A 13,203-nucleotide genomic window follows, 5' to 3' on the forward strand; every position below is an offset into this window, starting at 1 on the left:
CTTTCTCATAGATTCACCTCCTGAGTCATATCCCGTAAAGGCTGTTTCAGTATTTTGCCTGTTGCATTACGCGGGAGTGCATGCAAGGATTCATAAAGTTTTGGAGTTTTATAACTTGCCAGTTTACCCTTCAGGAATTCATTACATACTGTGGAAAGTTCATTCGACGATAGCGAACTGACGACATACGCTTTAACAGTTTCCCCCCACACAGGATGGGGGACTCCAACGACTGCCACCTCAGAAATAGCCGGATGCTCCACAAGCAGTTCTTCAATTTCTTTAGGATAAACGTTTACGCCACCGGAAATGATCATATCCTTCTTGCGGTCCACCACCCATATATATCCTTGTTCATCCACTCTGGCAAGATCTCCGGTTTTCAACCATCCATTGATAAAGGCTTCTTCCGTCTTCTCCGGATCTTTATAGTATCCTTTCATATTACCTTCTCCATATAGGAGAATTTCTCCCACCTCATTCGTGTCCACTGGCTCTCCCTCTTCGTTAACAATCATAATTTCTGTTCCGAGGGCCCCTCTCTTCCCGATACTCCCTCCTTTTTGGTGGTGTTCATCTGCTGCTAACAGGGTTCCGCTGGGTCCAGCTTCTGTCAGACCGTAAACACAATGGAGGAGGTCCGTCCCTAACCTTTCTTTTATATATGCAATTTCTGCTGGGGAGACAGGTGCTCCGCCATAGACCCAATATTTCATTGAAGTAAGATTATACGTTTGGATGTTAGGCAGTTTGGAAGTGAATAAGTAGGCGACCGGCGCACCGAAAAAGTGTGTGATCTGTTCTTGCTCTACCTGCTTAAGTAGATCCTCAGGAGTAAAAGTCGGTGATAATACATGGGTGGTTCCTGCATAAGTACCTGCTATCAGGAATAGATGAAGTGGTGCAGAATGACTGAGAGGCATCATATGGAGGATCCTGCTTTCGGGTTTCATCTCAAATTCCACACACATCATGATGGAAACCGTTAGAATACTCCGGTAAGTGAAGAGGACGCCTTTTGGTTGACCTGTCGTACCGGAAGTATAAAGGATGGTAGCATCATCCTCTTCACTCATTGTGCAGGCGATTTCTTCTTTACTCCCTTCATTCAACATGTCATCAAATGACTTCCAGGATCCTCGTGTCTTCCCTGTTTTAACACATAATAGCTGACCGGGATCAATGCTTTCTACGGTTTCCCAAACCCACTCATGTGCAAGGATGGCTCGGGCATCGCTGTGATGGACTATGAATGATAATTCATCAGAAGAAAGCTTTGCATTAACGGGGACTGTGATCGCCCCCAACCGCAGGACTGCGAAGTAGCTGATGACAAATTCCGCTGTGTTCGGCATGAACAGCAACACTTTATCCCCAACATTTATCCCCCGCATTTTTAAGCTATTGGCCAATTGATTGACTTTTTCATTCAACTCCCTGTAAGTCATCTCATCGCCCTCGGTAACAACCGCCTGCCGTGTTGGATATTTCCTGGAATTACGAGATAGTAATTCTGATATATTCATTCTCTGTTCTCCCCTGACTCATTTAATTTTTTAAGAAAGTCATCCCTTAATTCTTCCATTTCAGCTCTCATCGTTTCTAGTTCTTGAATGAAAGTGGTTATCTCCTCTATTTTCATGTTCCCATATTCGACTGTGCGCTCCAATTGCTTCCTTCCGCTTCGATCTTGATCAAACAGGTGAATCATTTCCTTGATTTGCTCTAAAGTGAAGCCGAAGCGTTTTCCACGGACTATTAATTTAAGTCTGGTTACGTCACTCTTGGAGTAAAGTCTCCTACCTGAATCACTCCTTTCAGGATTTAGTAGTCGAAGTTCTTCATAATACCGGATAGTACGTGTCGTTACGTTGAACTCCTTTGCTAATTGAGAAATGGTATAAGGCATAATGATCAGCTCTTTGTTGGAAAATTTCGATACTTTCATTTTATCATTGACGTTAACGTAAAGTTCAACCGATTTTTCAAAAATAACTATTTTTTGGTCTCCTAAAAAATGAATAGCTTAGGCGTTTATTTTCATAAGAAAAGTGGGAAAGTACAAAATAATTAAATAGAAGGGGATGTGAATACATAATGCCGGTTCAGGTACCGAAAGATAAAGGAATTGACCGTACATTGTCGATCTTTTTGGACGGCTATGAGTTTATTCAAAAACGTACTCAGAAGCATCATCTAGATGTGTATGAAACAAAGGTTCTTGGTAAGAAGGTCGCTCTTCTTAGCGGTGAAGCAGGTGTGAAACTGTTCTATGATAATGAAAAGATGAAAAGGAACGGAGCGATGCCCCCTCACATACTGAACACACTCTTTGGGAAAGGCGGGGTCCAAACGTTAGATGGAAAGTCACATGAACACCGTAAACGTTTGTTTATGTCATTGATGACACCCGAAGGACTCGAGGAATTGCAAAAATTGACGACTAGACAGTGGGATGCATATACACGTAAGTGGGAGAAAAAGAATAAAGTCAACCTTTTCGAGGAATCCCTGGAGTTACTTACAAAGGTTGGATGTGAATGGGCGGGTATACCAATCGAAGAGAAAGCAGTACCAAAACGCTCCAAAGATTTAAACAGATTAATTGAAGGAGCATCAAAAATCGGCCCCCAGTATCTCGCAAGTCTCAGGGCAAGGAATCGATTGGAAAAATGGATTGAAAGCGTCATTCATAAGGTGCGTCAAGGGCAGCATGAAACCAGGAAAGGGTCTGCCCTAAACGAAATGGCTTTCCACCAAGACCTGAACGGGGACCTTCTTGATAAACAAGTGGCTGCAGTCGAATTAATAAATGTCATTCGCCCTCTTGTAGCCATATCACGTTATCTGGTGTTTGGCGCTGTTGCATTTGAAGAAAATCCGGAGTGGAAAGAAAAGATTCATTCTAATGACGAAGACCTCAGATGTTTCATTCAGGAAGTGCGTCGCTACTATCCCTTCTTCCCTTTTCTCGCTGCCCTGACAACCAAGGATTTCGAATGGCAGCAATATCATTTTAAACAAGGTCAAATGGTGATGCTTGATTTGTATGGTACAAATCATGATCCCCGGATCTGGGAGAACCCTGATCAGTTCGAACCCGGTCGGTTCAGAGACTACAAGGGCAGTATCTTTGAACTGGTACCACAAGGGGGTGGAGATTATGATACCGGTCATCGCTGTCCAGGTGAATGGCCGACCATAGAAGTCATGAAAGCCAGCTTCTCCTTCATGAGTAAGCACCTTACCTATCAGCTGCCGAAGCAGGATATGAGCTACAGTCTCCGGGAGATCCCAACACTTCCGAAAAGTGGATTTGTGATGAAGAAGGTATGCAATAAATAACTTTGTTGCGTTGGCACTCTGCAATACCAAACAGCGAGAGGCGGGGTATCATCCCGCCTCTCGCTGTTTGATACAGAATATTTCAGTCTACATAAATGATTTGGTATAGATGATGGGTGCATCCATACAATCCTCTGAATCATCCAACAATTCAATAATGGCTACACCATTTATCTCCGCTTCAATCGTGTCTCCCCTTCCTAAACAGTGCTCGAATCCCTCGGCTAACTTTTCAGGGGAAAGTTTATTGGCCAATGTGCAGTGTGGAATCCAATTGCCTGGAAGATAAAGTGGATTGGCGTTTAGATTAAAAGAATGAAAATGATTGTAATGAGATGTGTGAAAGTCCAGAAGTTCCCTCGTAACGGTCGGGGAAAGAAAAAGAGTGCCGAAGTTCAAAAAAGATCCTACTGTATTGAATGTGATACGTAAGGGTGCGGTATGTTCATAAAAAGTTTCTAAAGATTCTATGTATGCCTCTTTGTCTAATTCCGTGTAACTGCCTAAAGTAATATGAGGACGGGCATCATTGATCTCTTCTTTATAATAAGAAATGTTCTTAACCGCTAGTTCTTTCCAAATCCCTTCAATCAGCTCTTCTGTTTGATCATCGAATAGAGCGATGACCCAATACATAGGCAAACCACCTTTCTTAATATACGGAATGGAAAATATCCCTTATGTTTATACTCTAACAAAGTCTCCCAAAAGATAAACCTGATGTAAACGCTTAATGACCACCCGCATGAATAGTTTGTATATATCCTAAAATATAATAAAAATCTTTGACAACGGTAAGAAAATGAGGTAAATTACCTTATGGACGAACATTTATAAAATAAACAAACTTTAATATTCGTGTTTAGGGGTGTAATGATGGAAAATGTATTTGATTACGAAGATATTCAATTGATTCCTGCAAAATGTGTGGTTAACAGCCGTTCTGAATGTGATACGAGTGTAACACTGGGTGGACATACGTTTAAACTGCCAGTAGTCCCAGCCAATATGCAAACCATTATTGATGAAAAAATCGCTGTCTATTTAGCTGAAAATAATTATTTCTATATTATGCATCGTTTTAATCCTGAAGAGCGTGTGTCATTCATTAAAGATATGAAGTCACGTGGATTGATTTCTTCTATTTCAGTAGGTGTAAAGGAAGAAGAATACCTCTTTGTCGAGCAGCTTGCTGAAGAAAAGCTTGTCCCTGAATTCATTACAATCGATATTGCACACGGTCATTCCAATGCCGTCATCAATATGATTCAACATATTAAAAAGCATGTACCTGAAAGCTTTGTGATTGCCGGGAATGTTGGTACCCCGGAGGCCGTAAGAGAATTAGAACATGCCGGGGCCGATGCTACCAAGGTTGGAATCGGACCGGGTAAGGTTTGTATTACAAAGATCAAAACAGGCTTTGGTACAGGTGGATGGCAGCTGGCTGCACTGAGATGGTGCGCTAAAGCGGCTACTAAACCCATCATCGCTGATGGAGGCATCCGTACCCATGGTGATGTTGCAAAATCCATCCGCTTTGGTGCCACTATGGTGATGATCGGATCCCTATTTGCCGGTCATGAAGAATCGCCTGGAGAAACGATTGAAAAAGACGGTAAACTATTCAAAGAATATTTTGGATCAGCGTCGGAATTTCAAAAGGGTGAAAAGAAAAATGTTGAAGGCAAGAAAATGTATGTTGAACATAAAGGTTCATTAGAACACACCCTGATTGAAATGGAACAAGACCTTCAATCCTCCATCTCCTATGCAGGCGGAACAAAACTTGAATCCATCCGTACAGTAGATTACGTTGTGGTTAAAAATTCGATCTTTAATGGGGATAAAGTTTATTAATCTTTAAAAGATAAAAGGTGGGCAATGATTGCTCACCTTTTTTTGGTTATATTACAGTGAATTCGTAGGAGAAACAGTCTTTTCTTCCGTAACCATATTCGCATGGGGAATACGAATGGGTAACTCTTCAAGTAATTTTTGTGGCTCCTTTAAATTGCCTATTACAATATTGTATTGGGGATATCCCATTTTCACATTCATCCTGGACATACGTTTTAGCTTATCAGGCATCTTGTCGCGGTATTCCTCTTCATCGAAGAGAACGATCCCAATAAAAGAATTCCGGTAGATTTCGTAAGGAATATAGCTTTCAATATCCTCCCAGCGAATGTGAACGGGTTCATCAGGCAACACGTATAATACCAGATACTCCTTAGTCATACTTACATGAGGTACATCAACAGAGAGCTTCTTAAAGATCTGAATCAAACAGAAAAGAAAGAACACTCCTCCCAACGCAACAATCCCCCCTATCAAATAGTTCACATCAATAAAGAAAAACTCATACGTTAAATACAAACACAATAGCACAAACAACACACATCCAACCGCAATCAAACTCAACTTCTTCTTAGATTCATAAAAATCAATAACCTTCTCCTCCATGACCAATCCCCTTCCATAAATATACATATCCAATCTCCTATACCCGAAAAAATAATACTTAAACCTTGAGGGACGGACCTCAAAGAGGATAGATGAAATCTTTCCTACTATCTTTCGAGGTCCGTCCCTCTGGATTTTTATAGACACCAAAAAAAATATGGCTATAATTAAGTGTAATATGATCTTGGGAGGTGAAGGACCAATGGCGAGACTAATGTTAAAGGTGGTTTTGTGTATGGCATTTATGACCAATCCGATTCAACAACAGTCACATCAATCCATATTATCAAGCTTTGATGATGAGCCTACCATTTCGGATCACCTGTTTCTAGCAGATGAAGCCATGATTCTCGACACGACCCCTTCTCTCGTCCATAAACAAGATGATATTCCTCTTAATAAAATGACCATTCCCCCTGACACGGACTTCGGCATGAAGGCTTTCGAACAACGTCCATTTTGCTTTGAAGTTCTTCCCGATTCGTTGGGTTTTCTAGAAGTGGTCAGGTCCCATTCAAATTACCTCTGAACCTTACATTCCTTTTTCATCATTGTTAATAAGCTTGTTTCTGACAGAAAAGAGATTATTTGTCATGCATTTTACTAATATAAATTGAAGATATTCGACTGGAGATAGATGAATGTTAAATTATACGACTTTCAATAAAGCGGGGAATATACGATGAATCTGGGATTCGGTGAAATAGCGATTATACTGTTTGTTGCGCTTTTATTCTTTGGACCAAGCAAACTGCCAGAGCTGGGAAAAGCCGCCGGTGCTACCCTCAAAGAATTCAAAAAGGCTGTAAGTGGAATAATGGAAGACGAAGAACAACAAAATCAGTCGCCTTCAAATCAGGAAGACAAGAACAATAATATGTAACCATTACAAGGGACGGACCTCTAGGAGTGATGATTCTTTCGTCATTATTATTCTCTAAGAGGTCCGTCCCTCTTTTATTCCATTCCGCTATTTTTTCTCTGCAATGATTGTGAATAAACCAGGGATGTTATCTTCAATTCCTATAGGTGCTTTGGCTGGGAACGCCCATCTTATCCCGGCTTCCTCTTCTAATTGAGTAATGGTTAAGCCGGTAGTGCCGACTGCTGTGATGATATCACCAAGTGTCCACCTGCGAATTCTATTCTTGGCTGATTGGTGCAGGGAATCGGTCTTCAATAGTTTCCGGAAAGCTACATCCACTTCCTTTTCACCACTTTCAAAATAATCGCCTGCTGCCACCATTTTCGTCCCCTCAAGCGTCAATAGCTTGGTAAGCATCGGATGGAAATCCCTTAAGATGAGAGTTCCGCCTTTCTTAAGCATGTTAATGACGATCGTAAAAACAGGCACTAAATCCACAAAGTAGTGTAGAACGCCAACTTCCAAAATGACAAAATCATAATCTGCTTCTTTCTCTTCAGAGGGGATTTCTAATAAATCAGAAACGATATAACGAATATCGACACCAGCGGCTTCTGCCAATTCCATGGCGTACTTGCTATTTTCCTTCGAAATATCCACCACAGTAACCTCTGCGCCCAATAAAGCAAAGGACACTGCTTTATTACCCTTTGATCCTAGTAGATTGGCAATTCTTTTTCCTCTGATATCTCCCATATGGTTTAGATATTTCATTACTTTCTGTTGTGGATTTTTCATAAGTGTAAGAGCATAATCCTTTGGCGATCCATGACGATTCACCCACGCCTGATAAGCACCATCATTCCATCCTGTCCTATTAATCCTGCTAAGCTCACTTTGTCTCAATATGCCGTCACCTCCAGAAAAACTTTAGAGGGCCGGACCTCCAATAACTCTCCACTTTACCTCCCCGATCCCTTTGTAATCAGGGGCTCCGCAGGAAAAGAAACACATTTTGGAGGTCCGTCCCTCCCCTCTAAAAAACACGAACCTGCCTGCACTGCAGGCAAGTTCGTGCTGAATTAACTGAATTTGATCTTGTGTAATGCTTTAATGCTTTGGGGATCCTTCAGTTCACCGTAGAAGAGAATACTTGGATCTACCTTTATGATTTCCCCTGTGGGAGCAGACCACTCTTTAGTGGATGCTACTAAAAGCGCGTCTTGGTTAATATACGCTTCTGACATCTTTCTATTAGCAGGATGAACAAACGTTATCATCTCTTCCCGTTCGTCAGACCCCAACACGACAAACGGTGTATCCCTTAAGACGAATTCTTCCGCTCCCCCATAGTATTTATGAAAGATTCCTTCCGTAGGAAGTGTAATGTAACTGGTTTGTAACGTTTCTCCCAGCTTGAAGAAAGCATCCAGATCGAGTAATTCTTTCTCAATCGTTTGCCCTGAATGTTGATGAATTTCTGCATAAACGGTAAGCACCGGTACTTCCGGCAGGGTCAAGGCGTATTGCCGAAGAATGACGCCTTTCATTTTCTCATGCTGCTTAAACTCTGTTGTTAAACAGAGGCCTGACCAACGCTGACCGTTATGGTCCACCTTCGTCACTGAATCAATCGTTGTCTTCTCTTTCAGCATGGAATACGCACTGATATTTCGGAAGGAGTATGCAATCCCACCGCCCCAAGGGTTCCACCAGGCACGGGGTCCCGGGGTCGGGTATTGATGATGGAGTGCTTCCCTTCCATTTAAACTTAATGAATAAATGCCCGGATAATAATCAGAAGAGGCCTTAAACGACACAACCCCATTATCAACAGACCAAATACCATCATGTTGTCCGATCTTCACATCGTTTTTTCCTTTAACAAATTGCAAGGAATCCACCCTCGCCGTTTGACTCTTAGATGAAAAATCTCCGGAGATCCATTTTACTCCAGGGGAATTATGTTCAAGTTCCACAGTCACTTGAGTGAGAGCATCATCTTTTAATACTTCTTTCACAAGCGTACCACCCTCGTGCCCAACAGTTAAAGTTCCCTGAATATAAGGCGTCATCATGGAATTGAATGAATATTCCTCTAGGGCACCGATAGTAGAAACAACATCTCCATTTGCTTTTCCAAAAGTATAAAGAGGGAGTTCCTTCCGCTCGGTTTCATCCCCTACAATGAATTCACGCCACTTCGACCAGTGTTTTGAAGTGTTGATCCCAACCTGGATCGGACCTAAACATAGCTCCTCATGTGCAGGAATCAAATCAATATCATATTCCAAACCCATTCGCCAATCATCTTTTCTGGCAATGGCATTCTCAGGCCAGGATAAACCGATTGTATCCCCTATTGATGCTTCGAGAAACAACCATCGCTCTGAAATAGCTTTATCATCAATATACTCGACGAATGGAACCAGGGACTCATTACACTTCAAGACCCCTTCATTCTGAGGTACTGACAACCCTTCCAGACTAGTGAACACCGGCTGAAGCAAAGAAAGCTTCTTCTTTTCCTGATCTCCTGTATTGACAACCTCGTGCTTGACTTCCACTAATCCCTCTCCATATATCTTGAAATATGAATTGAGTAGTATGGAAGGAAAGGCTGCTGATATGAGTGATGTTTTCACAACCAATGCCTCAGGTAACTCGATGAATTCAATGGATGAGGCTTCTTTTTTTGAAAACTCTTCGCTATATGGTTTTCCCAATTTGGGAGTGAAAAAGGAAATGGGATCCCTGGTGAAAGCAGTGGAGCCGATTTTCACCATATGATTTCTTTTTTCGATCTCTACATAGTGCGGTCCATTATATCCAAACCAGTGCTCGTCTGTTTCTCCGCCGAATTTTGCCCCGAACCCGGGAAATGCAAATTTCAATGTAGTCGTAAAGGGAGAGATGTGTCCGTCTTCCCAGTTGACCTCTACAATAATTTCTTCGGATAAAAACCCATTTTTTAACAGTTGCACAGGGATCGGGATGGAAACTCTCCCATTTGCGCCTATTCTCTCGTTCACCTCAGATTCTTCCCAGGAAATCACTTTATTCTCAGGCAATTTGACTGTCCAAGTGGTATCTTCGCCCACCTGACTTTCGAGGTCGAGATAAACGATTCCCTTACTGTGAGGTCTCCAATTCTTTTTAACAGATCTTACGTTCACTTTGCCTGCCTGCTTAGGGTATACCCCCATTTCCAGCTGAAGGGCTTGATTATTTATGTTGATTTCAGCCCCTATCGTGGGGTGGGTTTTCCATGGACCTGGGTCACTTTGAGGCATAGAAACCTTGGCAGTATAATCCCTGATCCATTTGTTTTCGACCTGAAAGGTATCTTCGAAATCATGTTCAGCTATCGATGAGGAAACACCTTTTATTGAAACTTCAATCGGTTCTTTGCTGCGATTTTCAACATGATAGCTTACATAATGGTCTTCATTTTCCAGAAGTTTGAATTCCGGTACGTTCATTTGAACTAAATAATCCTGTGTTTCAATTAAACGAATGCCTCGTCCTGTTCGTTCAAATTGAATGCGGACAAACTCTTCATCTGCTTCCCACTTGTATTCATAATACGTGTGTTCATTAACCTTTAGAGCATCCGGTTTGACTTCAATTAAACGCTGACTCGTCTGATACCAATCATGTTTCTCAAAAAAAGGCTTCAACAGATCGAGTTGAAGCACCATTGGGATGAAATTCATTAAATGAACGGTATCATCACGGTCTTCCCAGAAAAATCCACATTTTTTATAAAGTGGCACAGCTTTTGTATTTCCAGGCCAGGTAAACAAGTCTAGTCGTGGCCATTGTAATTCCACCGTTTTCTCAATCGCTTTTAAGACAAGCTGTTTGCCTATCTTCAACCCTTGATACTTAGGGTGGACATTCAGTAACGGAATGTATAATGCACCGACATCCTCACGATATTCGGAAAGTCCGCAGTATCCTGCAACCTCGTCCCCTACCATGGCTAAAAATAAATGAAGATTGGTGGAACTCTCTTCCTTGTCCTTAACATCCTGTTCTGTTGTAACGGTGGAATCCCCGCCCCAGTTTTCCCGGCTTTCATTCCACATTTTGGCGATTCCTTTTGCTAATCCTTCATGATATTCTACGATTTTCACTTGCTGAAGCGTTGTCTTCATAATATCCTCCCAAGCTATGTTTTAATTGAAAGAACCTCATAATCATTGATATTTTGACTTGCATCGACGATTGAAATCATCGTCATCGCCTCCTTTCAGTATGTTGGAAAGATTTTCTTCCCACATCCACAGTGTAAGATTTTATGCGGATTAAGTAAAGAATATTCTAACTAAAAAAATAATTCATTTGTCTTCATATGATCTTGATATCAGAAAAAGGGAATAATTTCAGACAGACAAGACAACCTACAAGATAAAAAGAGGGTAATGCTTTTGAAATTGATCCGGGTAGTTTCAATTGTTCTTTGTTTGATGGTCATACCGAATTTGTCAAGCGGAGACGGTACTCATATTCTTCATGCCCAGCAGGAAATTCCGTCCTATGCCAAATGGGGAAGTCTGGCTGTGAGAAAAACGAAAGAAAGGTATCCGAATGCTGAGATCGTGGATTACCTTCACATTGGAAAAGAGTATGGAACGAAGATTTCAACCGAAAAGTTCAAGTTATGGTTAAGGCAGAATGGTAAAGAATTCGGAGTGTTTATTGATATTCAGTTTGAAACGGAAAGCGAAAAACTCCTTGATATTAAGTTTAGGGAAACGGATCGATAGTTTAAAAAAGAGATCGAAGGATTCTTCATCCTTCGATCTCTTTTTGCTACTTTCACACTCATATAACTTAGATCTCTTCATTAGGTTTGTCCTTATGTATTTCGGTTGAAGCAGTGGCAACTCCAATAATGGCACCATCCTCGTTTAGAAGGGGGTGAGCGTAAACATTGTATGAGATCTCACCAGATGGCAACGGAAGGGTAATGACTCGACTGATGGGCATTTTTTCAATCAATACTTCTTCTTTCAGTTTCATCAGGGCACGATTCCCTTCATTATCATCCAGCTCCACATCTGTTTTTCCGATATGTTCTTCGGGAATGAGGTCAGGAGTATTAAAAATCCATGTATACCGTAATTGTGTATCACAGTGAGCCAGTATGACAGGGGCATTTTGTAAGGCGATGGAAAATGGATTCTCCTCCAGGTTAAAACTTGAAGCATGAAAATCCAGCACTTGACCTAACTTGATTGTTACTTCAGCACTGGGTTTCCGGATTCCATTTTCAATTTGGGCATAATAGGATCTTTCAATAAAGGCTTTTGCAGCTACTTCCTGCTGGGTCATCTTTTTCCTTTTTCTCAACTTAGTAAGCCAAGTTCTTTTATTCAACCCTCAATCCCCCTTCTGAACCATAATGACAGAATAACTAATCAATACTGTATGTTAGAAAGTGTCTAAACAGACACTTTTTTGCGTTCGAATCTTCTGTATAATAAATAGGTAGGAATATATCAAGCATCATTCCTTCACCTCTTCAATGAAACACCTTACTTCCTCAAATAGTAACATTGCTTTTGTACTCTTTACTGAAAATCATAACATAAAATCCAACGTTACCTCTATTCTTTTTTCCAAATATATTTACATAATTAGACAACCCTCAAAGTTGATTAATAGTAGGAGGTTATCATATGCCGATGAAGGCCGTTCAGGACGAAGATAAATATCTAGATTTCATTAATCGTATCGTCGAGTCAAAATCAGGGCTGATACAGGAAAGAGAGAATATAGACACTTCCTATTCAAATATTGTCGAAGTATCCCTTAGAAAGTGGAGAGGCGATTCCATCGAGGTACTGGCTGATGCATTGCGAATGGCTAAGCATCTGGGAAACATCGAAAAGTGGGCTTGTTCTTCTGTTACGCTATTCAAGCAGCTGGACGTTTCTCTTGAAGTCGCGATAAACGATCTGCATTACTTTCGCAAAATGATCGGAGAAGTGATTAAAGCAGAGGCGATCGATCAAGAGCTGTCGATTGAAACGTTCTACGATTTACTTTCTCACTTTCATTCAGGGGTGGACCGGGCCATTTTTCGAATCACGATCGCTTATTCTCACCCCCTTTCGGATTCGATCAGTGCTGAACTGTCCATCCCCATCGTAAAGGTGACCAATTCGATTGCCATTCTTCCACTCATTGGAGACATTGATGCCTCACGATCGAAAGATTTAATGGAAAGGGCCCTCACAAAAGGGTCAGCAATGGGTTTACACTATCTGATCATTGATCTATCGGGTGTTACGGTTGTTGACACGATGGTTGCAGACCAATTATTTAAAGTGGTGGCCGCCCTTAAACTAGCCGGAATTCAGGCAGTTTTGACAGGGATCCGACCAGAAATTGCCCAAACCATGGTTAATCTGGGAATTGTTATCACGCATATCCCAACATTCGCCAGTCTCCATACAGCCCTCATACATTTACAAAAGAGCAAGAGCATCCATATGGGTTAGGGTGCTTTTGCTTTT

The 13,203-nt window shown here is 41.4% G+C and carries 13 protein-coding genes; 6 read left to right on the top strand and 7 right to left on the bottom strand.

Annotation, left to right across the window (positions count from 1 at the left end; all coding sequences use genetic code 11):
- Nucleotides 1-5 precede the first annotated feature (5 nt).
- Together N5C46_RS03140 and N5C46_RS03145 are read right to left on the bottom strand one after the other, a co-directional pair.
- A complete protein-coding gene (locus tag N5C46_RS03140) occupies nucleotides 6-1,526 on the bottom strand; it encodes a class I adenylate-forming enzyme family protein (RefSeq protein ID WP_261750876.1) in 1,521 nt (506 codons plus the stop codon).
- Nucleotides 1,523-1,909 (bottom strand): MerR family transcriptional regulator, encoded by a 387-nt coding sequence (locus tag N5C46_RS03145; protein ID WP_261750877.1) that lies wholly within the window; start codon nucleotides 1,907-1,909, stop codon nucleotides 1,523-1,525. The genes N5C46_RS03140 and N5C46_RS03145 overlap by 4 nt, the downstream gene beginning before the upstream one ends.
- Before the next feature lie 188 nt (nucleotides 1,910-2,097).
- Here N5C46_RS03145 and N5C46_RS03150 point away from each other — a divergent pair, with 188 nt between their 5' ends.
- On the top strand, nucleotides 2,098-3,345 hold the full coding sequence (locus tag N5C46_RS03150; protein WP_261750878.1) for a CYP152 family fatty-acid peroxygenase CypC: 1,248 nt from the start codon (nucleotides 2,098-2,100) through the stop codon (nucleotides 3,343-3,345).
- Nucleotides 3,346-3,432: 87 nt separating this feature from the next.
- On the opposite strand, the gene N5C46_RS03155 is transcribed toward N5C46_RS03150, so the two are convergent.
- Complete coding sequence (locus N5C46_RS03155) at nucleotides 3,433-3,981, bottom strand: 2'-5' RNA ligase family protein (protein ID WP_261750879.1); 549 nt, start codon at nucleotides 3,979-3,981, stop codon at nucleotides 3,433-3,435.
- 240 nt (nucleotides 3,982-4,221) lie between these two features.
- On the opposite strand from N5C46_RS03155, the gene guaC reads away from it, so the two are divergent.
- Entirely contained in the window at nucleotides 4,222-5,205 is a 984-nt protein-coding gene (gene guaC, locus N5C46_RS03160; protein ID WP_336275516.1) for a GMP reductase, read from the top strand.
- 51 nt (nucleotides 5,206-5,256) lie between these two features.
- Here guaC and N5C46_RS03165 read toward each other — a convergent pair whose 3' ends face one another.
- A complete protein-coding gene (locus tag N5C46_RS03165) occupies nucleotides 5,257-5,838 on the bottom strand; it encodes an STM3941 family protein (protein WP_261750881.1) in 582 nt (193 codons plus the stop codon).
- Nucleotides 5,839-6,046: 208 nt separating this feature from the next.
- On the opposite strand from N5C46_RS03165, the gene N5C46_RS03170 reads away from it, so the two are divergent.
- Nucleotides 6,047-6,340 (top strand): hypothetical protein, encoded by a 294-nt coding sequence (locus N5C46_RS03170; RefSeq protein ID WP_261750882.1) that lies wholly within the window; start codon nucleotides 6,047-6,049, stop codon nucleotides 6,338-6,340.
- A 153-nt stretch (nucleotides 6,341-6,493) separates the two neighbouring features.
- Nucleotides 6,494-6,694 carry a twin-arginine translocase TatA/TatE family subunit gene (locus N5C46_RS03175; RefSeq protein ID WP_261750883.1) on the top strand — a complete coding sequence of 67 codons (201 nt, stop codon included), beginning with the start codon at nucleotides 6,494-6,496 and terminating at the stop codon, nucleotides 6,692-6,694.
- Nucleotides 6,695-6,781: 87 nt separating this feature from the next.
- Here the strand turns inward: N5C46_RS03175 and N5C46_RS03180 are convergent, their stop codons facing one another.
- Together N5C46_RS03180 and N5C46_RS03185 are read right to left on the bottom strand one after the other, a co-directional pair.
- Nucleotides 6,782-7,582: a class I SAM-dependent methyltransferase gene (locus N5C46_RS03180; protein WP_261750884.1), complete on the bottom strand. Its 801-nt coding sequence runs from the start codon at nucleotides 7,580-7,582 to the stop codon at nucleotides 6,782-6,784.
- Between the two features lie 176 nt (nucleotides 7,583-7,758).
- Nucleotides 7,759-10,836, bottom strand: a complete 3,078-nt coding sequence (locus N5C46_RS03185; RefSeq protein ID WP_261750885.1) for a GNAT family N-acetyltransferase — start codon at nucleotides 10,834-10,836, stop codon at nucleotides 7,759-7,761.
- A gap of 267 nt (nucleotides 10,837-11,103) precedes the next feature.
- Between N5C46_RS03185 and N5C46_RS03190 the strand changes: the two genes are divergently transcribed.
- Nucleotides 11,104-11,448, top strand: a complete 345-nt coding sequence (locus tag N5C46_RS03190; protein WP_261750886.1) for a DUF3889 domain-containing protein — start codon at nucleotides 11,104-11,106, stop codon at nucleotides 11,446-11,448.
- Between the two features lie 67 nt (nucleotides 11,449-11,515).
- Here the strand turns inward: N5C46_RS03190 and N5C46_RS03195 are convergent, their stop codons facing one another.
- Nucleotides 11,516-12,061, bottom strand: a complete 546-nt coding sequence (locus tag N5C46_RS03195) for a helix-turn-helix domain-containing protein (protein ID WP_261750887.1) — start codon at nucleotides 12,059-12,061, stop codon at nucleotides 11,516-11,518.
- Between the two features lie 302 nt (nucleotides 12,062-12,363).
- On the opposite strand from N5C46_RS03195, the gene N5C46_RS03200 reads away from it, so the two are divergent.
- Nucleotides 12,364-13,188, top strand: coding sequence for an STAS domain-containing protein (locus N5C46_RS03200; RefSeq protein ID WP_261750888.1), 825 nt, complete (start codon nucleotides 12,364-12,366; stop codon nucleotides 13,186-13,188).
- The last annotated feature ends 15 nt before the right edge of the window (nucleotides 13,189-13,203 follow it).

Origin of the sequence: Rossellomorea vietnamensis (assembly GCF_025398035.1) — a bacterium.
GTDB lineage: Bacteria > Bacillota > Bacilli > Bacillales > Bacillaceae_B > Rossellomorea > Rossellomorea vietnamensis_B.